The 20,625-nt window shown below is 38.7% G+C and carries 22 protein-coding genes; 1 reads left to right on the top strand and 21 read right to left on the bottom strand.

Translation table 11 applies throughout. The features are described from left to right. The first annotated feature begins 42 nt into the window (after window positions 1–42). Window positions 43–987 (top strand): 4-hydroxy-3-methylbut-2-enyl diphosphate reductase, encoded by a 945-nt coding sequence (locus M3196_RS03515; protein WP_251320858.1) that lies wholly within the window; start codon window positions 43–45, stop codon window positions 985–987. A 374-nt stretch (window positions 988–1,361) separates the two neighbouring features. Here M3196_RS03515 and M3196_RS03520 read toward each other — a convergent pair whose 3' ends face one another. The 21 genes from M3196_RS03520 to M3196_RS03620 all read right to left on the bottom strand — a co-directional run bounded on the left by M3196_RS03520 (window position 1,362) and on the right by M3196_RS03620 (window position 20,624). Then, window positions 1,362–2,483 carry a Nif3-like dinuclear metal center hexameric protein gene (locus M3196_RS03520; protein ID WP_251320859.1) on the bottom strand — a complete coding sequence of 374 codons (1,122 nt, stop codon included), beginning with the start codon at window positions 2,481–2,483 and terminating at the stop codon, window positions 1,362–1,364. Next, window positions 2,480–3,181: a tRNA (adenine(22)-N(1))-methyltransferase gene (locus M3196_RS03525; protein WP_251320860.1), complete on the bottom strand. Its 702-nt coding sequence runs from the start codon at window positions 3,179–3,181 to the stop codon at window positions 2,480–2,482. The genes M3196_RS03520 and M3196_RS03525 overlap by 4 nt, the downstream gene beginning before the upstream one ends. 113 nt (window positions 3,182–3,294) lie before the next feature. Continuing rightward, window positions 3,295–3,639, bottom strand: a complete 345-nt coding sequence (cccA, locus tag M3196_RS03530; RefSeq protein ID WP_251320861.1) for a cytochrome c550 — start codon at window positions 3,637–3,639, stop codon at window positions 3,295–3,297. Between the two features lie 303 nt (window positions 3,640–3,942). Further along, a complete protein-coding gene (locus tag M3196_RS03535) occupies window positions 3,943–5,559 on the bottom strand; it encodes an AMP-binding protein (RefSeq protein WP_251320862.1) in 1,617 nt (538 codons plus the stop codon). A gap of 30 nt (window positions 5,560–5,589) precedes the next feature. Continuing rightward, complete coding sequence (locus M3196_RS03540; RefSeq protein ID WP_251320863.1) at window positions 5,590–6,729, bottom strand: acyl-CoA dehydrogenase family protein; 1,140 nt, start codon at window positions 6,727–6,729, stop codon at window positions 5,590–5,592. A gap of 252 nt (window positions 6,730–6,981) precedes the next feature. Further along, window positions 6,982–8,112: an RNA polymerase sigma factor RpoD gene (gene rpoD / locus M3196_RS03545; protein WP_251320864.1), complete on the bottom strand. Its 1,131-nt coding sequence runs from the start codon at window positions 8,110–8,112 to the stop codon at window positions 6,982–6,984. 42 nt (window positions 8,113–8,154) lie between these two features. Further along, the gene (gene dnaG, locus M3196_RS03550) at window positions 8,155–9,963 is read right to left on the bottom strand and encodes a DNA primase (protein ID WP_251320865.1); all 1,809 of its coding nucleotides are present in this window, start codon (window positions 9,961–9,963) and stop codon (window positions 8,155–8,157) included. Between the two features lie 57 nt (window positions 9,964–10,020). Further along, window positions 10,021–10,488 (bottom strand): YaiI/YqxD family protein, encoded by a 468-nt coding sequence (locus M3196_RS03555; RefSeq protein WP_251320866.1) that lies wholly within the window; start codon window positions 10,486–10,488, stop codon window positions 10,021–10,023. Window positions 10,489–10,674: 186 nt separating this feature from the next. Further along, window positions 10,675–11,490, bottom strand: coding sequence for a pyruvate, water dikinase regulatory protein (locus M3196_RS03560; protein ID WP_251320867.1), 816 nt, complete (start codon window positions 11,488–11,490; stop codon window positions 10,675–10,677). A 17-nt stretch (window positions 11,491–11,507) separates the two neighbouring features. Next, window positions 11,508–12,191: a helix-turn-helix transcriptional regulator gene (locus M3196_RS03565; protein WP_276531230.1), complete on the bottom strand. Its 684-nt coding sequence runs from the start codon at window positions 12,189–12,191 to the stop codon at window positions 11,508–11,510. Between the two features lie 69 nt (window positions 12,192–12,260). Beyond that, window positions 12,261–13,004, bottom strand: coding sequence for a DNA repair protein RecO (recO, locus tag M3196_RS03570; protein WP_251320868.1), 744 nt, complete (start codon window positions 13,002–13,004; stop codon window positions 12,261–12,263). 39 nt (window positions 13,005–13,043) lie between these two features. Continuing rightward, window positions 13,044–13,187: a YqzL family protein gene (locus tag M3196_RS03575; protein WP_251320869.1), complete on the bottom strand. Its 144-nt coding sequence runs from the start codon at window positions 13,185–13,187 to the stop codon at window positions 13,044–13,046. Window positions 13,188–13,287: 100 nt separating this feature from the next. Next, entirely contained in the window at window positions 13,288–14,196 is a 909-nt protein-coding gene (gene era, locus M3196_RS03580) for a GTPase Era (protein ID WP_251320870.1), read from the bottom strand. Continuing rightward, window positions 14,189–14,587 (bottom strand): cytidine deaminase, encoded by a 399-nt coding sequence (locus M3196_RS03585; RefSeq protein WP_251321718.1) that lies wholly within the window; start codon window positions 14,585–14,587, stop codon window positions 14,189–14,191. Before M3196_RS03585 ends, era begins: the two co-directional genes overlap by 8 nt. Window positions 14,588–14,602: 15 nt before the next feature. Further along, window positions 14,603–14,974, bottom strand: a complete 372-nt coding sequence (locus tag M3196_RS03590; protein ID WP_251320871.1) for a diacylglycerol kinase family protein — start codon at window positions 14,972–14,974, stop codon at window positions 14,603–14,605. Further along, window positions 14,971–15,438 (bottom strand): rRNA maturation RNase YbeY, encoded by a 468-nt coding sequence (ybeY, locus tag M3196_RS03595; RefSeq protein WP_251320872.1) that lies wholly within the window; start codon window positions 15,436–15,438, stop codon window positions 14,971–14,973. The genes M3196_RS03590 and ybeY overlap by 4 nt, the downstream gene beginning before the upstream one ends. Next, complete coding sequence (locus tag M3196_RS03600) at window positions 15,435–17,552, bottom strand: HD family phosphohydrolase (RefSeq protein WP_251320873.1); 2,118 nt, start codon at window positions 17,550–17,552, stop codon at window positions 15,435–15,437. The genes ybeY and M3196_RS03600 overlap by 4 nt, the downstream gene beginning before the upstream one ends. A 103-nt stretch (window positions 17,553–17,655) precedes the next feature. Continuing rightward, on the bottom strand, window positions 17,656–18,618 hold the full coding sequence (locus M3196_RS03605) for a PhoH family protein (RefSeq protein WP_251320874.1): 963 nt from the start codon (window positions 18,616–18,618) through the stop codon (window positions 17,656–17,658). 5 nt (window positions 18,619–18,623) lie between these two features. After that, complete coding sequence (gene yqfD, locus M3196_RS03610; RefSeq protein ID WP_251320875.1) at window positions 18,624–19,817, bottom strand: sporulation protein YqfD; 1,194 nt, start codon at window positions 19,815–19,817, stop codon at window positions 18,624–18,626. A 26-nt stretch (window positions 19,818–19,843) separates the two neighbouring features. Then, window positions 19,844–20,125 (bottom strand): sporulation protein YqfC, encoded by a 282-nt coding sequence (gene yqfC / locus M3196_RS03615; protein ID WP_251320876.1) that lies wholly within the window; start codon window positions 20,123–20,125, stop codon window positions 19,844–19,846. A 67-nt stretch (window positions 20,126–20,192) separates the two neighbouring features. Next, window positions 20,193–20,624: a hypothetical protein gene (locus tag M3196_RS03620; protein WP_251320877.1), complete on the bottom strand. Its 432-nt coding sequence runs from the start codon at window positions 20,622–20,624 to the stop codon at window positions 20,193–20,195. Window position 20,625 lies beyond the last annotated feature (1 nt).

Genomic DNA, 20,625 nt, shown 5'->3' on the forward strand with positions numbered 1-20,625 from the left:
ACATCTGTGCTGTCTTTTATATGAATAAAGGAGAGATCCAATATGGAAATTGTTAAAATATCTCCGCGAGGGTATTGTTATGGTGTAGTAGATGCAATGGTAATGGCACGTCAAGCTGCAAATGATCCAACCTTGCCGAGACCGATTTATATTCTTGGCATGATCGTTCATAACAAACACGTAACAGATGCCTTTGAAGATGAAGGAATCATTACACTCGATGGAAACAACCGGTTAGATATTATTCGAAACATTGAGTCTGGTACTGTAATTTACACTGCACACGGTGTCTCCCCAGAAGTTAGACGCATTGCTCATGAAAAAGGACTCTATGAAATAGATGCGACTTGTCCGGACGTTACAAAAACGCATGACCTGATCAGAGAAAAAGAGAACGAAGGCTATGAGATTATTTACATCGGCAAAAAAGGGCATCCCGAACCTGAAGGAGCGATTGGAATTGCCCCCCACATCGTTCACCTTGTTGAAAATATGGATGACTTGGAATCACTGGATGTTAAAAGCGAAAAGATTCTTATTACAAATCAGACCACTATGAGCCAATGGGATGTTGCAGAACTTATTAAGCAGTTGTTGATGAGATATCCGAATGCTGAAGTTCATAAAGAGATTTGTTTAGCTACTCAAGTCCGTCAAGAAGCTGTAGCAAACCAAGCAGGTGAGTGTGATTTAGTTCTTGTAGTCGGGGATCCTAGAAGCAATAACTCAAACCGTCTTGCTCAAGTTTCAGAAGAAATCGCTGGTACTAAAGCTTATCGAATTTCGGATGTTTCAGAAATTGATTTAGCCTGGTTAGAAGGCGTTAATAAGGTTGGTGTAACCTCTGGTGCTTCTACACCAACTCCAATTACAAAAGAAGTAATTGATTTCCTTAAAAATTATGATGAAAAAAATGAGGAAACTTGGACAAAAGAACGTAAAGTTCAGTTAAATCGCATACTTCCAAAAGTAAAAGAGAAAAAATAACTAAAAAAGCAAAGCTGGCCATTTCGGCAGCTTTGCTTTTTTTACATGGCTGTTTTTGAAAATTGCAGCTAAGAGAAGTGGCTGATTTCCACTCCAGGTGCTCGCTTTCCAGGGATCTGGCGGTGAGCCACTTAAGTTCAGTCCTCGTTTTTAGTTACGTTGAGCGAAAAAAGGAGATTTTGAGCGAAACTAAAGGCAGTTTGAGCGTAGCTAGAAAATCTTGAGCGTAAATCGGCTTTTTTGAGCGAAACCTCGATGAGTCTGAGCGAACGTGTAATAAATCTAAGAACACGTACCGTAAAATAGCCGTAGTCTCGCACCTTCTGCTCCAATCAAACGAATTCAAAAGCAACATTCATTTAGAAAACAGCCTTTTACATAAACGTAAAAGGCTCTGTTTGTATAGTGGACTCTATAACAACTGTATCGTACTTTCTCTGTGAAAGTTCCTTTTCAAGCACAAGTTTGAGTTCCCTTTTCATTATTTCTTCTATATGATGGCCAGCATCAATGATCGTCAAACCCTCTGCTTGGGCATCGTGCGCATTATGATAATAGATATCTCCTGTCACTAGAACATCTGCCCCTTTTCTGACAGCAGGATAAATGTATTTGTTGCCATCTCCTCCAACTACCGCAACTTTTTTTATTGGATGATTATGCCCTTTAATCACCCGGACGCTGGAGATCCCAAAAACGTTTTTAACATGTTGAACAAATTCTTCAATTTCCATCTCTTTAATCAGTTTACCGATTTTTCCTATGCCAAGTTCATTTCCTTTATTAAGCAGCGGATAAAGGTCATAAGCTACTTCTTCGTAAGGATGAGCTTTTTTCATTGCTGATAATACTGCATTCTGAATGGAAACTGGAAAAATAGATTCGATTTTCACTTCTTCTGTTCGCTCAAGTTTTCCTTGTTCACCAATGTATGGGTTTGTTCCTTCTAGGGGTGTAAAAGTCCCCCATCCACTTGAAGAAAAACTGCAATGACTGTAGTTTCCGATATGCCCGGCACCCGCATCTCCCAGAGCTTGTCTGACAGCTTCCTCATGAGAGGATGGGACAAAAACAGAAAGCTTTATGAGCTGTTCCTCATATGTAGGTGCAAGCACTTCTGATTGACTAAGTTCTAAACGCTCAGAAAGCCATTCGTTTACGCCTGAAGCTGTTACATCGAGATTCGTATGAGCCGCATAAACTGTTATATCGTTCTTGATCAGCTTTTCAATAATTCTTCCTTTTGAAGTACTTGTATCTATCTTTTTTAATGGTCGGTACAATAAAGGATGATGAGCTATAATCAAATCCACTTCATTATCTATTGCTTCATCTACAACACTTTCAAGAACGTCCAATGCTATCATTACTTTTTTCACTGGACGGTTTAATGACCCAATCTGTAACCCGATTGGGTCATCTTCTACTGCCAGTTTTTTAGGGGCGAAGCTTTCTAAAAGTGAAATGACGAACTGCCCGTTTGCTGTTTTGCTCAATCGATCCACTCCTCAGCAAGATTAATATGATCTAAAAGTTCTTTCCTTTTGGTTTCTGCCGCTGTCCCTTGGCTATGTTCCATTTGAGCCAAAATTGCCTTCCATTGCTTGACTTCCCCAGCCCATTTTTCTTTAAACGCTTCATTTTGGTTTTTTAATAAGAATGGACCAAATAGCAGTTCAGCATCTATTTGATTTGAATAGGGCTGCTCACCGATTCGGTCCGCAACGAGAATTTCATAAATTTTACCGTCTTCTTTTATTATCTCTTCAGCAGAAAGTACCCAATTTTCTTTTAACAGCCAATTTCTTACGGTTTTCGCTCCTACATTAGGCTGCAGAACTAATCTTTTTGCGCTTCCAAGTTTCTCCTTACCTTTTTCAAGGATGGAAGTAATCAGGGAACCCCCCATGCCGCAAATTGTAACAACTTCTGCTTCATTTTCTTTGAGTACGGAAAGTCCGTCTCCTTTTCTAACTTCAATAATGTCTGTTAAACCATCAAGGACTACTTGCTCTTTAGCAGATAGATAAGGTCCTTCTGTAATCTCGCCCGCGATTCCTTTTTTAATTATTTTTTTTATTCCTAAATAACAAGGGAGGTAGGCGTGGTCTGAACCGATATCGGCCAGTACAGACCCCTGAAGTACATAACTTGAGACTTTCTCAAGCCTTTTAGATAGTTTTTCGGAATTCATTTTTTATCACCGCTTTAGTTTCATTATTATAGTATCTGTCTTTCTCAGTAAATTTTGCAAAGCTGCATGAAAAAAAGCTTCTTGTCCAATTTAACAAGAAGCCCTTTTTTATTTTATTTTTTTTCTGCGAGCCATTTTACCACTATTTTTGCTTCTTCTCCCTTAACAACACCGGCCGGCATTCCGCCTGGCTTACCGTTTTTCACGATATCAGCAATTTCCTCTTCTGAATACTCGCCGCCAATCTTATCAAGTGCAGGACCAGTTCCGCCTTCAAGATTTTGTCCGTGACAAGAAGAACAATTCTGTTTAAAAATTGCTTCTGGATCCATCGCAGCCTTTTCTTTATCCTGGCTTGCCTGATGGATCTTGTTGATACCATATCCGCCCATTGTAAGCATAAGAACAATTCCAATAACTCCTATAATGGCAAAAGGAATGAGTGGATTACGCTTCATTCATATTCCTCCTTCTTCTGTACAGCACATTTGTTGTAGTCTTTAAAACCTAATATGTATTGGCTAACAATCCATAACCTATTGTACTTTAAAAGCGTTTACTTGGGAAGGGCAAACTATATTTTTCCCAGTTTTGTCACAAGATATTACAGAATTTAATAAAGAAAACTTGGCTGACTCAAAGCCCTATCCGTCAGCCTAAGATGCACCCATACTTTATCCCCTAACCATGTTTGCTGCGTCGTTTATCAATCAGTTAAAAAAATATACCTTCTTAAAGTGAAAATAGCCACACGCTGGTGGCTATTCATGTGTAACAGATAAAGCCTCTAATGCTTGTTCTCTAAGTTTGTACTTTTGGATTTTACCTGAAGCTGTCATCGGGTACTCATCCACAAACAAGAAATATTCCGGTATTTTAAAATGAGCTATCTTACCTTTGCAATAGTCTTTTAGTTGATCTGCAGAAAGAGATTGACCTTCTTTTAACTGAATACAGGCAGCTACTTTTTCACCAAACTTTTTGTCAGGGACTCCAATAACCTGAACATCCAGAATGGCAGGATGAGAGTAAAGGAATTCTTCTACTTCCCTCGGATAAACATTTTCTCCTCCACGAATAATCATATCTTTCAATCTGCCTGTTATTCTGTAATAGCCCTCTTCGTCAACTGTTGCCAAATCTCCCGTATGAAGCCATCCTTCACTGTCAATTGCTTCTTTCGTAGCTTCGGGCATTTTATAGTAGCCTTTCATGACATGATAGCCTCTTGTACACAGCTCACCTTGTACTCCAGGTTTTACTTCTTTATGTGTAATCGGGTCGACCACTTTTGCCTCAACCTGGGAGTGCTTTTTTCCTACAGTTTCCACACGCCGCTCGATCGGGTCATCTGTTCTCGTTTGTGTAATAACAGGAGATGACTCAGTTTGTCCGTAAGCAATCGTAATCTCACTCATTCCCATTTTATCGATTACTTTTTTCATCACCTCAATTGGGCATGGCGAGCCAGCCATGATTCCAGTTCTCAAAGTGCTTAAATGATATGAATCAAAGTCAGGAAGATTAAGTTCGGCGATAAACATCGTAGGTACGCCATGCAATCCTGTACATTTTTCCTTTGCCACTGTCTCTAAAACTTCTTTCGGATCAAATTGAACAATAGGAACCATCGTCGCTCCAACGGAAACAGCAGCAAGCGTTCCTAGTACACAACCAAAACAATGGAAAAAGGGAACAGGTATACACAGCCTGTCGGCATTCGTAAGGTTCATACTGTCAGCAATCTGCCTTGCATTATTTACAATGTTATAGTGAGTCAGCATTACACCTTTAGGAAAACCTGTTGTACCTGATGTATATTGCATGTTAATTACTTCATCATAGTGCAAAGATTCTTCTCTTCTTTGCAGATCCTCATCCGTTATCACATCACCTGCAGCTAACATCTCCTGAAATGTGCTGTATGAGGAAGAGCTGTTGTTATCAATTTGTATAAAGTGCTTAAGCTCCGGAAATTCTTCTATTCTGTTTTTTACAGAGTCAACCATTTTTCTGTAAGATGTTGAGCGGAACTCCTCTATAAAAAATAAGGCTTTAGCATCCGATTGTTTCAACAGATAATCGAGTTCGGCACTTTGATAATTCGTGTTAACCGTCACTAAGACTGCCCCAGCTCTTGCCGATCCAAATTGCAATAAAAGCCATTCTGGAACATTTGTTGCCCAGACAGCGATGTGATCCCCTTTTTGAATCCCCATCGCCATTAGACCCTTAGCGACTTTTGACGTCAATTCATAAAATTCTTGATAGGTGTAGCGAATTCCAAGTTTACTGTAAACAATGGCTTCTTGTGCATTGTTTTTTTGCGCTTGTTTTTTTAAACAATCTCCAACAGTTACCTTCATTAACTCAGCCATAATTCACCCCATCATATAATATTATGAAAATCAGCAGCCAATTTCTCTGGCAATTACAATACGCTGAACCTCAGATGTTCCTTCTCCAATCTCAAGAAGTTTTGCATCCCGGAAGTAGCGTTCAACATGATAATCTCTCATGTAGCCGTTTCCGCCGTGAATTTGTACTGATTCTGAACAAATTTGCATGCATGCTTCAGAAGCATACAATTTAGCCATGGAAGCTTCTTTAGAAAATTTCTTTCCTTGATCTTTCAGCCATGCAGCTTTATATACCATCATTCTTGCAAGTTCGATTTTCATCGCCATATCTGCAAGCTTAAACTGAATAGCTTGAAACTTAGAAATCGATCTTCCAAATTGTTTACGCTCTTTTGCATAAGCCAGCGCCTTCTCATAAGCCGCTTGTGCAATTCCGACTGCCATGGCACCAATTCCTATACGTCCCCCATCAAGTGTCACCAGGAACTGTTTAAAGCCGTCACCGCGTTTACCTAACAAGTTTTCTTCTGGTACTCTAACATTTTCCATAAAAAGTTCTGTTGTGTTAGAGGAATGAAGACCCATCTTTTCATAGTTATCTATAACTTTGAAACCTTTTGCATCCGATGGAACGATAACTGCGGATATCTCTTTATCATTGCCGTTTCTATTCGTAATCGCAGTCAGTGCTAAATGCTTAGCATAGCTTGCATTTGTAATATAGCACTTGCTTCCGTTAATAACCCATTCCCCATTTTCCAAAACTGCCGTGGTTTCAGTTCCTCCGGCATCAGACCCTGCATTAGGCTCCGTCAACCCGAACGCTCCGAATGATTCTCCTGTACAAATTGGCGTTAAATATTTCTCTTTTTGTTCATGTGTACCAAATAAATTTAAAGGCGCTCCGCCTAATGAAACGTGAGCTGAATATGTAATACCAGTAGAACCGCATGCACGGCTCAGCTCTTCTACTGCAATCGCAAAACTGATCGTATCAGCTCCGCCACCGCCATATTCTTCAGGAAATGGCAAACCCATCATTCCAAGCTTCGAAAGCTTTTGGAAGATTTCTACTGGGAACTCTTTATTTTTGTCTCTTGTTTCAGCTCCCGGTGCTACAACTTCATCCGCAAATTCCTTCATCATTTTCTGAATCATCATTTGTTCTTCTGTTAATGTAAAATTCATGGCTGCATCCCACCCTTTAAAATTAATTTGCTCTCTTTTGTATACGCTTTCATTTAATATTATAGATATAAAGGCTGAATTTTTACAAGATTTAAACGATTTTAAATTTTAAATGATGCAGAATATATAAGGAAAATTAAGAATTTTTGAGTAAGAAGCTGTAAAAATTGAGTTTTTCGGCAGTTTGCATTGAAGTGGAATTATCAGTAAAATAAAAGCAATAAAAAAAGCCTGCCGCAGAGGGCAAGCTTTTTATTCAAGAAAGTCCTTTAAACGTTTACTTCTGCTAGGATGGCGAAGTTTACGGAGTGCTTTTGCTTCGATCTGACGAATACGTTCACGTGTTACTCCGAAGACTTTACCTACTTCTTCAAGAGTTCTTGTACGTCCGTCATCTAAACCAAAACGTAAACGAAGCACATTTTCTTCACGATCGGTCAGAGTGTCTAAAACATCCTCAAGCTGTTCTTTTAATAGCTCATATGCTGCAGCCTCTGATGGGGCTAATGCATCCTGATCCTCAATGAAGTCACCAAGATGAGAGTCATCCTCTTCACCAATCGGTGTTTCTAAGGAAACTGGCTCTTGCGCAATCTTTAAGATTTCACGAACCTTTTCAGGTGTGAGTTCCATTTCTGCTCCAATTTCCTCTGGAGATGGCTCTCGGCCTAAATCCTGAAGCAGCTGACGTTGAACACGGATTAATTTGTTGATTGTTTCAACCATGTGAACTGGAATACGGATTGTACGGGCTTGGTCAGCAATAGCACGTGTAATCGCCTGGCGAATCCACCAAGTTGCATACGTACTGAATTTAAACCCTTTATCATAATCAAATTTTTCAACAGCTTTGATTAATCCCATGTTTCCTTCTTGAATAAGGTCAAGGAACAGCATTCCCCGGCCGACATAACGTTTTGCAATACTTACAACAAGTCGTAAGTTAGCTTCTGCAAGACGGCGTTTTGCCTCTTCATCGCCATTTTCAATTCTTTTTGCGAGTTCGATTTCCTCATCTGCAGATAGAAGGTCTACCCGTCCGATTTCTTTTAAATACATACGGACCGGGTCATTGATTTTGACTCCAGGAGGCACACTTAAATCATTAAGGTCAAATTCTTCTTCTTCTTTTTCCATTTCAAATTTAGGATCATCTTCATCATCTGCATCCTCAGAGGCTTCCGCAACTTCTACCCCTTGCTCTTCTAGATAATGATAGAATTCATCCATTTGATCTGAATCTTGTTCGAACGGAGCAAGCTTCCCTGTGATTTCTGTATATGTCAGCCGTCCTCGCTTTTTACCGGCTTCAACTAATTGTTCTTTAACTTGATCGATGGTTAATTCGCCTTCCGTTTCTTGACGGTTTGGTTTCTCAGCCATTCGATCCCCTCCTTCCAAAACTTCAACCATCCTGTGTCCCGTTCATTTTAGAGATCTTTTCATTCTCATAATTTCTTGGGCAATTTGGGCTGCCAGTTTTATTTCATTCCTTCTTATTGCGTTTTCTTGCTGTTTCTCTTTTTCTTGTATCTCACGCAATAAAGGATAGCTAGAAATAATTCGAATATAATCTGCAAGCTCTACTTCGTTCATTACTTCACTAATAGTGAGCATTGCTAATTCTGATGCTAGTTTTCTTAATTTGTCATCATCGATCCGCTGCATGAACAACCCTACATTGGGTTTATTTCCTTCTTCATAAAAGGCATACAAGTATGCAGCGATTGCATTATGTTCCTCCACATTAAATCCTGATTCAAGCTTTTCCTGAATAAGAAAAGCAGTATCGTCGCTTTTAAGCATGTGTGCAAGAACAATTCTTTCAGCATTCAGATTTTTAGGTAATAAAGACTTCTGCAAAAGTGTTTGTATTCTAAAATTATTATCCCGCTTTTTAGGGCCGTTATCCTTTGACTTTTGCTGTTGCTTAAATGTCTGAATTTGCTGCTGTTTTAATGCGTCTAATGACAAATTAAATTCTGAAGCGATCTGACGGAGATAGTGATCTCTTTCAACCGCTTTTGGAAGACGGGCTATCTCATTGATAATCTCTTCGATATAGATCATCCGTTCTCCTTCATCCCGAAGGTTTTTACCGCGTCTATAATATTGTATTTTAAATGCCATAACCGTAAGACTAGCCCCTATTATATCCTTTTGAAACGATTCGCTTCCAAATATGGAAATATAGTCATCGGGGTCCATACCATCTGGCATTTGTGAAATTTTAACGGTGCAGCCCTGTTTCGTCAGTATTTCTGATGCTCGGAAGGCCGCTTCCACTCCGGCACGGTCAGAATCGTAACAGATTGTGACGGATTGAACATTTCTTCTCAAAATTGCAGCATGATCTTCTGTTAAGGAAGTTCCTAATGTCGCAACTCCATTTGTTACTCCAGCTCTGAAAGCTGCAATGGTATCTACATAGCCTTCAAATATCACAGCATGCTGTTTCTGCCTGATATCAGCTCGAGAGAGATTTAAGCCGTACAGCGTTTTGCCTTTTTGAAAAATCTTTGACTCTGGACTGTTTAAATATTTTGGCTCATCCTTCCCATCTAAAACTCTGCCGCCAAACGCTACTACTGTACCTGTGCGGTCCCAGATTGGAAACATGACCCTGTTTCGAAAACGGTCATAAGCTTTTCCGTCAGATTGACGTTTCCCGATCAAACCTGCTTTTTCCGCAAGCGTAATATCCAATCCTCGCTTCTGGATGAATTGTGAAGCAGTTTCCCATGAATCAGGAGCGAAGCCTATTTGAAAGCGTTCGATAGACTCTCTTGTAAAACCTCTGTTTTCGAGATAGTCCAATGCAGGTCTTCCCTGTTTTGTGTGGAGTAAACAATGATGGTACAGCTTAGCCAACAATTCATGAATCTCAGCCATTTTTCTTTTTTCGTCATTGCTTTTTCCGGAGAAATTTTGCTGATTAATTTGAGGCAGTTCAACTCCGCTTTTTTTTCCTAGTTGAGTTACAGCTTCAATAAATGAGTATCCCTCTATATTCATCAAAAAAGAAAAAACGTTTCCGCCTGCTCCGCATCCAAAACAGTGATAAATCTGCTTTTCAGGTGAGACAGAAAAAGAAGGTGATTTTTCTCCATGAAAAGGGCATAATCCAAAAAAATTGCGGCCTTGCTTTTTTAGAGGAACATAATCACTAATCACGTCTACTATGTCGTTTGCTGTCCTTACTTTTTCAATTAAATCTTCAGGTATGCGTTCCATATTACCACCACAGAATCTCTGTTTCTTTGACACTAGATATATATTCGTGCCTTGAATCTATTTTCCTTCAACATTCGACAGGATTTCACAAAAAACTGTAGCGAATCTTTCAGAGTCCTCCTTCGTGAATTTAGCAGGTCCTTTGGAATGTTTTCCCGAGCGCCTCGCTTTGGCAGACAAATAACGTTCATGAAGGACCCTTTCCATTTCATTCTCTTGAAAATGTTTCCCTCTTGGGGTAATAACATAAACCCCTTTTGGAATAAGCAAACTCGCGAGGGCATGATCTTGCGTAATGACAATATCATTTTTTTGAGAATGATTATGTATGTACATGTCAACTTCTTCAGGTCTGGCATCTACTAATATCCACCGGCCTGGCTGGTCAGTATTGCTTGCGTGTGCAAATGAAGTAACAAAAATAGGGTCAAAGTGAAATACTTTTGAATATTTATTAATCTCATCTTTTATCAATACAGGACAAGCATCTGCATCTACGTATATATTCCCTTTGAATTTTTCCATAATTTTATGTTCTACCTTTTAAGTGATTCTCCTTCATTTACTAGCATTTGTCGAAAAAAAGCATACTGAATGTATCACTATTCTAGTCAAACTTTTAAATTTTAATCACAATGTAATATTATAATAAAAACACATCAATATTACCAGTAAAAAGATTGAAAATAAAAAAGCGCAGTAATTTGCGCTTTATTTGTAAGATTTCCCTTGATACAGATTATAGATTACATTTGCAGATTCTTCTACAGCTTTGTTCGAAACCTCTACTACTCTGCATCCGATTTTATCAACAATTTTGTTAAAGTACACTAACTCTTGTTTAATCCGTTCCATGTTTGCGTAGTTGGCTTCTGAATTCAATCCCAAAGCCTTTAAGCGCTCTCTGCGTATATCGTTTAATTTTTCAGGAGTGATTTTCAGCCCGAAGCATTTATTCGGTGATACCTTAAATAACTCCTCAGGAGGCTCGACTTCCGGTACGATAGGTACATTAGCCACCTTTAAACGCTTATGAGCTAAATATTGTGACAGAGGTGTTTTTGAAGTTCTTGACACACCAATTAATACGACGTCAGCTTTCAAAATTCCCCGTGGATCCCTGCCATCATCATATTTTACTGCAAACTCAATAGCTTCAACTTTTCTGAAATAATCATCATCCAGTTTATGTACAACCCCCGGTTCGTATCTTGGCACTTGATTCAGCCGGGATTGAAGCTGATTCATTATAGGTCCCATAATATCGACTGTTGGTATTCCATTAGCTGCTGCCTGCTTGGCTACATATTCACTAATTTCAGGAACAACTAATGTATAAGCAATAATGCCTTTATGGTCTTTGGCTAAAGAAATCACTTCATCAATGGTTTCTTTATCTTCAACATAGGGAACCCTTTTTATCTCTATTCCTTTTGAATTAAATTGGCTTGCAGCCGCTTTTACAACCAATTCTGCCGTTTCTCCTACTGAATCAGAAACGACATATACGATTGGACGATCAGTCATATTGGCCTCCCCATTTATTAAAGTATTTCGTCGTGTGCGAGTTCAACAAAAGCTTTAGTAATATTGGTCTTCGTAATCCTTCCAACTACTTCAAGACCTGTTTCGTTCTGTGAATGTTTAACAACCGGCAGCCCGTCAATCTGTTTACCAATAAGAATATGGGCGATATCTAGTAAGAAGTCTTCCTTAAAACAATACGTTATATTAGGCATTCTTGTCATGATAATGTTAATTGGAATACTATTTATTTCTTGTTTCCCCATACTGGCTCTCAATAAATCTTTTCGTGAAACAACCCCTGCAAGGTGTCCGTTTTTATTTATGATGAACAGAGTCCCCACATCTTCTAAAAACATGGTGCAGATTGCCTCATAAACAGTTGCAGAGTCTTGAACGACCACCGGCATAGAAGTAAATTCGGCAACTTTAATCTTTTTAATTTTTTCCGTCAAAAGCTGTGAACCAGTTTTTCCTGTGTAAAAGTATCCAACCCTCGGACGGGCATCCAGATACCCTGCCATCGTTAAAATAGCAAGATCTGGTCTAAGGGTTGCACGTGTCAGGTCAAGCTGGTCGGCGATTTGTTCTCCTGTAATAGGTCCATTATCTTTTACAATCTCAATTATCTTCTGCTGCCTTTTGTTCAGTTCGATTTTGTACACCACCTTTTGCTGCATCAAATGTGTTATACTTATTTTCATTATTATAACTCAATTAGAAATAAATGCGAAACAAAAAAACTGTAAAGAAAATTCTTTACAGTTTTTTATCTAGGATAGATCATCTAATTGTCTTAAAAATTTCTTCGATTTTAAATATAAGCCTGAGTACTCATCCATGTACGCGTCAAACACCATCCTCAGTTCTATTTTTGTCTCTTTTTTTAACGAAACATTTCCAAGTCGGGCAAGATCCAGATGATAAAACATGTTTAACAGCCTTGCAGCTCCCTTAGATATATTGATTCGATAAGGATCTTTATAAGAGCATTTTTCACAAAGAAAACCGCCTTCTCCGATAGAAAAAGAAAAATTTCCTTCCGGAGTATGACAGGAGACACATCGGCTTAATTCCGGAACAATTCCTGCTGTTTTCATCATTTTTATTTCGAATAAAAAAGTGATAACTTCAGGATCAATCCCATGATTAATATATTCTAAAGCTTGTTTCAGCCAGCCAAACAAGTCAGGCTTCAGTTCATCCTCAGATGTATAACGGTCAAGCAGCTCTGCCAGATAAGCTGCATATGCAGTTTTTATCAGATCTTCGCGTATCTTTCTAAACGAAGAAAGCGCTTCACCTTGTTGCAGCGTACCTAATCCTCTGCCTCTTTGAAAAACAAATATTCCGTATGTAAAAAGCTGCGTAATGGAAGTAAAGCGGCTTTTAGGTTTTTTCGCTCCCCTTGCCATTACGCCGATCTTGCCAAGTTCCTTTGTATACAGTGTAATAATTATATTTGATTCACCATACGGAACGGTTTTAATGACTATTCCTTCCACTTTATAAAGCAAGGTATTCACCACCCTGAAGTAAGAAGGCCCCTTAGTTAATTAATGTAATGGAGGTTCCTCGAGAGACTCTTCGTAAGGAATAACTGCCGATAATGCTGTTATTTCATGGTCAAACTCTTTGTATAACAAATAGGTATCAATATTGCCCGTTTCACAGAATACTTTCCAAGTAAATTCTTTCATGCTTTGGACACACCTTTCTATTTGTTTTTTCTCCTGATATAACTAGGTTCACCTTAAACATTGTTTTCATGTGAAGGAAATATTAACAGTTTTTTACTGATTAATAATCGTCCTCATTAAAGCCAAATTCAACAAGCTGTTTCTGACGGTTTCTCCAGTCTGTTTGAACTTTTACATAAAGTTCCAAGAATACTTTTGAACCTAAAAGAGTCTCGATATCCGTTCTCGCTCTTTTTCCGATCTCTTTAAGCATCTTCCCTTGTTTTCCGATTATAATTCCTTTTTGAGATGAGCGTTCAACAATTATCGTAGCATTAACAAAAACGACGTTTTTTTCTTCTCGCACCTTCATTTCTTCAATAACTACAGCAACAGAATGAGGAATCTCTTCCCGTGTAAGATGGAGTACTTTTTCACGGATCAATTCTGCAGTAATAAAACGTTCCGGATGGTCCGTTACTTGATCTTCCGGATAGAACTGCGGTCCTTCTTCCATATATGAAACGATTTGACCCAAAAGTGTATCTACATTGTTTCCTTTTAATGCAGAGATCGGAACTACTTCTGCTACATCCAATTTATTGCGGTACATATCAATCAGTGGAAGCAGGTCATCAGGATGAACCTTATCGATTTTATTTACCACTAAGAATACCGGATTGCTGACATGCTGCAGCCGATCGATGATAAATTGATCACCGCGGCCATATCCTTCCTCAGCATTAATGACAAAGAGAATCAGATCGACTTCATTTAATGTCTGCTGGGCAGTCCTAGTCATAAAATCACCAAGCTTATGCTTAGGTTTATGAATACCCGGAGTATCAATAAAAATAACCTGAGCTTCATCAGTAGTATAAACAGCTTGGATTTTATTGCGTGTTGTTTGCGGCTTATCACTCATAATCGCTATTTTTTGACCGATAACCTGATTTAACAATGTGGATTTGCCGACATTAGGACGACCGATTATGGTTACAAATCCTGATTTAAAACCTTCCTTAGTCATTTAAATCCTCCGGAGAAAAAGCACCAGGCAACAGGTCTTTAACCGCTATTTCCTGAACATCCCCTTTTAGGTTTGTTAAATAAACAGGCATTTCAGGAGGGCATAACTCTGAAATCACCTGACGGCAAGCCCCGCATGGAGGTACTGGACGCTTTGTATCAGCAACAACTGCTATTGCACTGAATTTTGTATTACCTTCTGTATACGCTTTAAATAAAGCGGTTCTTTCAGCACAGCAAGTCAAGCTGTAAGCTGCATTTTCGATATTTGCACCGTGATATACTTTTCCATCTGAAGAAAGAAGGGCAGCACCTACCTGAAATTTTGAATAAGGTACATAAGCTTTTTCCCGTGCTTTCTTTGCTTGTTCCATTAATTGATCTTTGTTCATCATACATTCACCTTCTTAGCTTTCTATACTTTTTAATAGAGGTTCAATAAAGAGCAGTATACCGATTATAACAGCAAATATTGAAAAAACCAAAACTGCACCTGCAGCTGCATCTTTAGCCTGCTTAGCAAATGGATGGCTCTCCAATGTTATCAGGTCTACCGTTTTTTCAATTGCTGTATTTATAAGTTCCAATGCAAGGACAATTCCTATAACAATCAGCAAGATAATCATACGTAAATTTGAAAAATCAAGTGAAATCGCCGTCAAAATAACGATTATACTTATTATGCAGTGAACCCTGAAGTTTAGCTCACTTTTATATGTTGCGGTGATTCCTGAAAAAGCAAAACCAAAACTAGCGAAAAACTTTTTCCAGGCAATCATCTTTTTAATCCATACTGCTCCAAGATTTCTTCTTGTCTGCCAAACATTGCTTTCTCATCTTCCTCGTTCATGTGATCGTATCCCAGCAGGTGAAGAAAACCGTGGACAGCAAGAAAACCCATTTCACGTTCAATGGAATGTCCATATTCTTCTGCCTGCTCTTTCGCCACATCTAAACAGATAATAATATCTCCCAGGAACCTCGTTTCTTCCCCGCCGATAATCTCTGTTTCATCTTCACCCATTTCTTCCATAGCAAAAGAAATTACATCTGTCACACTGTCTTTTTGTCTGTACTCACTATTAATTTCTTGAATTCTTTCTTTAGTCACGATCGTTACGGATACTTCAGCAGGTCCTGTTTCTTCCATCTCAGCTGCTTTTTCCAGAACTTTTGTTAATAGCTCTTGGAATTCTGTATGGTTTTCATCAATTTCGTTTAAATACTCAACATGTAACCTCATTCTTTTTCCACCTTTTTCTCTTCAGGGTACTCAATTCTGGAGTGAAAAATCCCTTGAAGAGTTTCTGTTAATGTTTTTGCTACTGTATCCAGCTCTTTAAGCGTGATGTCACACTCATCAAACTGGCCATCTTCAAGTCTCTCATTAATTATTTTTCGAATGATCTGGTCTATTTTTACCGGTGTAGGCTTTGATAGAGATCTCACTGCCGCTTCAACCGCATCTGAAATTCCGATAATAGCAACTTCCTTTGTTTGAGCTTTTGGCCCTGGATAGCGGAAATCAGATTCGGAAACTTCTTTCTCTGTAAGCTTAGTAGCTTTGTGATAGAAAAATTTCAGCAGTGTTGTTCCATGATGCTGTTCTGCTATATCAATAATTTCTTTAGGTATCTTGTCTGCACGAAGCATGTCCGCTCCATCATAAGGATGGGCAGTAATGATTGTTTTACTTAACTGAGGCGCGATCTTATCATGCGGATTCTCCATGTTCATCTGATTCTCGATAAAGAAATGCGGTCTTTTTGTTTTACCGACATCATGATAGTAAGACCCTACTCTAGCAAGCAATCCGTTTGCACCGATCGATTCACAAGCAGCTTCTGAAAGGTTGGCCACCATGATGCTATGGTGATACGTCCCTGGAGCCTCCATTAGCACTTTTCGTAATATCGGATGGTTCGGATTCGACAATTCAATCAGCTTTGTTACTGACAATATATTAAATGATGATTCAATAACAGGAAGGAGCCCTAAAGTCAATACTGCAGAAATAAAACCAGACAATGCTGCACATCCAAGATCTAACCCGATCTGCCAGGAAGTGAATTTCCCATTCTGAAGCAAAAGGACACTCGCTACTGTTAGGATGGCTATAAAAGATACGAAAAATCCAGCTTGCAGAATTTTGGCCCTCTGCTGTGCTTTCCCAAGGAATACGATGCCTGCTACTCCATTGAACAGAACATAAAGACTCATAATAAAATTAAAGTTACCTGTTGTCTGTTCATTAAATATAAGAGCCGCGCTCAATGCAAAAATAACCGATGAAACAACGGCTAGTTCTTCATTAAACAGCATTTTAATCATCATAGCACCAGCTGCTACAGGTACGAGATACATTAAGCTGTTCAAACCAATCTCCGTGCTAATGCTAATTAATTTCATCACAACGAGAGTCAGTGTAAACAACAGTGCATAGATGGTCACATACTTTCTGAAATGCTCTTTCTCCCGTTCTTCTTTCATGAAATAATAGAGCCCAGCCATTACGACAACTACAAAGATAAACAGACCGTAATAAGGATAGGTTTTCATTTCTTGATCGAGCAAGCCGACAATTTTTAACCTGTCATAAATTTCAGGGGTAATTACAGCACCGCTCTTAACTAAAACTTCTCCTTCTCTTATGACAACTTCCTCAACTTTATCTCTGGCTTCTTTTCGTTTTTGCCTTGTTTTTTCAGTATCGAGAGTCCGGTTAGCAATAATAAAGGTTCTTGTTATTTCTTCTGTAGCGTTCCTGAGGGAGTAGGACAAATTTCCATTTTCCCGGATAAGTCTTACCGCTTCATCTCTTTTTCCATCTACCTCTTCAACCATGATCGGGGCTTCTAGTACACTGTTTACGACATCAGGGCCGAGGTTTTTTACACTTGTTAATTGAGTTTCGGTTGCTTGAAACAAAGTAATAAACGTCTCATTGGAAATTTCTGATGTATCTATGTAATCCTCGAGCTGATCGATCTTTTGCTTATCCGTTGAAAGTGGTTCATCATCCTTTTTCTTTTCTTCTGTTTTATTTATTGAAATGATTACATTTATTAATTCTCTCATTGCATCAGCCTGAGTAAATGCGATGTCTTTATTAAACGTGTATTCATTTTTTACGTTTTCTTCAGCAAGTCTTTTTCTTGCTTCTGTTTGTTCTTCTAGCGGTATCGTGATCGGGGACTGAATATCCCGTGGAGCACGCTCATAAATGGTAACATCCACGACATTTGGGGTAACATTGCTGACTAATATAGCAAATAAGATAATCCCCATAACAATAAATGATACGGTTGATACACTTAAACGAAAGTAATTTGAAAGGATGTGCCTCAAGTTGGCCAAACGCTACCACTCCTTAAACTGTGAATCCTATACTAATCTTAGCAAAAGTTGGACAAATATGGTACTTTATAAAACAAAAAGGGCTCCCCTAACAGAGGAGTCCTTAGTTTTCGTATGTTTCATATGCTTCAATAATCTTCTGTACTAGAGGATGTCTTACAACATCAAGCTGTTTTAAGTATATAAAATCAATTCCATTGACGCCTTCTAATCTTTTTTCAGTAACCTTCAATCCGGACTCTTTGCCTCTAGGAAGATCTATCTGTGTAAGGTCGCCTGTTATTACCATCTTTGAACCGAAACCTAGACGAGTCAGAAACATTTTCATTTGTTCCGGTGTCGTATTTTGGGCTTCGTCCAGAATCACAAAACTTTCATCAAGAGTACGACCTCTCATATAAGCTAGAGGAGCAATTTCAATCGTACCGCGCTCAATCAGCCTCTCTGTGTGTTCAGCACCAAGAAGGTCATGCAGCGCATCATAAAGAGGGCGCAGGTACGGATCGACTTTTTCTTTTAAATCACCTGGTAAAAACCCAAGGCTCTCTCCCGCTTCTACAGCTGGACGCGTAAGTACAATCTTTTTTATCTTCCCGTCTTTTAGGGCATTTACCGCCATTACTACTGCAAGATATGTTTTCCCAGTCCCAGCAGGACCGATGCCAAATACGAGGTCTCGTTTTCTCATGGCCTGTACATAATGCCTTTGACCCAGCGTTTTTACCCGAATGGGCTTTCCTTTTGCAGTTACTGCGATGTCTTCTTCATATAACTCACTTAATTCATCAAGCATATTCTTTTCTGCAAGCTGAACAGCATAAACAATATCCCTTTCAGAGATCTTTATGCCCTTGCGCACTAGTTTCAGAAGTACTGACAGAGTCTCTTCAACCATCTCGGATTTTGCGAGCTCTCCAGTAACTAAAATTTCTTCCCCACGTGTGACTATACCTACGTTGAGCTTGTGTTCGATGACCTTTAAAAAAGCATCGTTCGGCCCAAATAGAGAAGCGGCTTCTGTTGTATTTTCGAGTTGTAATGAATTAAGTCTTTTCGTTTCTGACAAACTACTCATTCTCCTTGTTGGATAGGTATAGGTTGTTCAGATGCAATATTTTCAATTACTTGGTAGAGCATCGTCAATTTAACTTTACCATTCGAGACCTTTTGTTGCCAAACTTTTTCACCTTTAATTTTTGCATCTTCAGGCAGTTTTTTCAGCAATTCTTTTTTAGCCATCTTTTTCCCCACTTCAATCGCCTCGGCTTTTGTATAGGAACGCTTTACACCGTCAGTTTCCCTAATTTCTTTCTTTAAATAGGAAACAGGCATCTTCCATTTGGCTAAATAAAGAGGTGTTTCATTTAGTGTTTCCGTTTTATCCTGAAATTCTCCATCAGAAATACCGTATATAGGAACATCCCAGCCAAAAAGGGAGATATAGTGTTTATTTTTAAATTTCCCTGTGTATGTCTGAAAGGAAGTATTTAAAGGGATTTCTACTTTTGTTTCATACCAGACTTCTCCTAAAATTTCCCCTTTGGCACTCACAAGTTCAGGTTTTTTTTCTTTGCCGATAAAGCCTGATACGAGCAAAGAACCTTTTTGCACATAGTCATTTACCGTAACGACGGGTTGTCCTTTTTCAACGAATAAGGAGTGGATAACTGCTTGTTTTGTTGCAACTAGATGCCTCGGGCCAGTAGTTGGGTTTGCCTTAGGAATTTCCTTTTCAACCACTTCAAACTGATAGGAAGTTCCATGCTGAGTAACACCTATCCACGTAACATTACCCATTTTTTCTGTCAGCTGCCGCTGGATCTCTCTTACGTTAGGAAGAAGAAATATAAATTTCCCCTTTGTAACACCTATTTCTAATGCTGCTTTTCTAAGTTCATATTCCGTTTTAGGATTAGCCCCTATAACGTTAATATTCCAAATCATGTTAGATAATAAGAAAAGAACAAAAATAAATGATGCCATGCCTAATATAAAGCCGTTTCTTTTCCACATTTTCTTTAGAAGAAATGGAGTCCCCATCTTTTCTTTGATTCTAATCTTTAATTTATTCTCCTTTAAAATCGCTTTTGCTTTCCGGATATCTGAAACAGAGATGGACACATGTACATGCTCACTGTCGAGGGGTTTAATATCCCATATTTTTATGCCTGACTGGATACAAGTATTGATGAATGAGCTTGTATCTTGTCCAATAATTTCCATTCTTACATAACCTTTAAGTTTATTGTTCCATTTGCTTTTCATCATGTCCCTCCATATCCAAGAAAGTGTTACACATCGTCAAAGTCAACTGAAGAAATTGTCCCTTCCAGTAAGATCTCTTCGGGGAGAATGGTCTTAATTACAAATTCTCTCCCCTTTATGACGAGCGTTCCTTGTTTTAATTTAAGTGTAAGCTGCTCATTGGAGAACGCTTTAACACCTCTGTGATTTTCTATATATATGTGCAGTTGTCCAATCATTGTTATCCGGGGTAGATCCATAACAACATCCGCTGGTAGTTCAAGGTTCTGCATCATCCATTTGCTTACTTGCTGCCGCAATTTGCCCATAAAAAAACCCCCTCTCTCCATTTTTATGAGAGAAGGGGTCAAACTATCACACTATTTCAATGCAGATTTACTTTTCATGCAATCGCTGCAAGGCCTTAGGTTTTGCAAGAATTTCTGACCAGATTACTGCTTTTTGGAGTTCTTTTTGATCTGCCTTAAAGGATCCCATTATAGCTTCCTCTTTATCCTGGTAGCGATGGGATGCATTTTTTTGTTTCATATTCTCATAACGCCTGTTTATAGTTTCAGTCCTTTGATCTTGCTTTTCGGTTGTTATAATACTTTTTGTATCAGAAAGATTTCCTGTTTCAGCTGCTGGAACGCCGAATGGGGATATCGTCTGTTTTGGCTGTTTACTTACCCGTTTTGTTTGAACAGGTCTGTTTGTGTTTTTTGTTTCAATCATTCTTTTGAAGAAACTGTATATACCACCAGCGATAAGGATGACAAAAAAGATATTTGCAATCAATAATTCAATAATCGCTTCAATGATATTCATG

The sequence above is a fragment of the Fictibacillus nanhaiensis genome, assembly GCF_023715445.1.
In the GTDB taxonomy this organism is placed as follows: Bacteria; Bacillota; Bacilli; order Bacillales; family Fictibacillaceae; genus Fictibacillus; species Fictibacillus nanhaiensis_D.

What these genes read in the sequence shown, in the direction of transcription:
- M3196_RS03515 (WP_251320858.1), top strand. Translation starts at nt 43, where the DNA reads ATGGAAATTGTTAAAATATCTCCGCGAGGGTATTGTTATGGTGTAGTA.
- M3196_RS03525 (WP_251320860.1), bottom strand. Translation starts at nt 3,181, where the DNA reads ATGAATTCCGAAAAACTATCTAAAAGGCTTGAGAAAGTCTCAAGTTAT.
- cccA (WP_251320861.1), bottom strand. Translation starts at nt 3,639, where the DNA reads ATGAAGCGTAATCCACTCATTCCTTTTGCCATTATAGGAGTTATTGGA.
- M3196_RS03535 (WP_251320862.1), bottom strand. Translation starts at nt 5,559, where the DNA reads ATGGCTGAGTTAATGAAGGTAACTGTTGGAGATTGTTTAAAAAAACAA.
- M3196_RS03540 (WP_251320863.1), bottom strand. Translation starts at nt 6,729, where the DNA reads ATGAATTTTACATTAACAGAAGAACAAATGATGATTCAGAAAATGATG.
- rpoD (WP_251320864.1), bottom strand. Translation starts at nt 8,112, where the DNA reads ATGGCTGAGAAACCAAACCGTCAAGAAACGGAAGGCGAATTAACCATC.
- dnaG (WP_251320865.1), bottom strand. Translation starts at nt 9,963, where the DNA reads ATGGAACGCATACCTGAAGATTTAATTGAAAAAGTAAGGACAGCAAAC.
- M3196_RS03555 (WP_251320866.1), bottom strand. Translation starts at nt 10,488, where the DNA reads ATGGAAAAATTCAAAGGGAATATATACGTAGATGCAGATGCTTGTCCT.
- M3196_RS03560 (WP_251320867.1), bottom strand. Translation starts at nt 11,490, where the DNA reads ATGACTGATCGTCCAATCGTATATGTCGTTTCTGATTCAGTAGGAGAA.
- M3196_RS03565 (WP_276531230.1), bottom strand. Translation starts at nt 12,191, where the DNA reads ATGAAAATAAGTATAACACATTTGATGCAGCAAAAGGTGGTGTACAAA.
- M3196_RS03575 (WP_251320869.1), bottom strand. Translation starts at nt 13,187, where the DNA reads ATGAAAGAATTTACTTGGAAAGTATTCTGTGAAACGGGCAATATTGAT.
- era (WP_251320870.1), bottom strand. Translation starts at nt 14,196, where the DNA reads ATGACTAAGGAAGGTTTTAAATCAGGATTTGTAACCATAATCGGTCGT.
- M3196_RS03585 (WP_251321718.1), bottom strand. Translation starts at nt 14,587, where the DNA reads ATGAACAAAGATCAATTAATGGAACAAGCAAAGAAAGCACGGGAAAAA.
- M3196_RS03590 (WP_251320871.1), bottom strand. Translation starts at nt 14,974, where the DNA reads ATGATTGCCTGGAAAAAGTTTTTCGCTAGTTTTGGTTTTGCTTTTTCA.
- ybeY (WP_251320872.1), bottom strand. Translation starts at nt 15,438, where the DNA reads ATGAGGTTACATGTTGAGTATTTAAACGAAATTGATGAAAACCATACA.
- yqfD (WP_251320875.1), bottom strand. Translation starts at nt 19,817, where the DNA reads ATGAAAAGCAAATGGAACAATAAACTTAAAGGTTATGTAAGAATGGAA.
- yqfC (WP_251320876.1), bottom strand. Translation starts at nt 20,125, where the DNA reads ATGGGCAAATTGCGGCAGCAAGTAAGCAAATGGATGATGCAGAACCTT.
- M3196_RS03620 (WP_251320877.1), bottom strand. Translation starts at nt 20,624, where the DNA reads ATGAATATCATTGAAGCGATTATTGAATTATTGATTGCAAATATCTTT.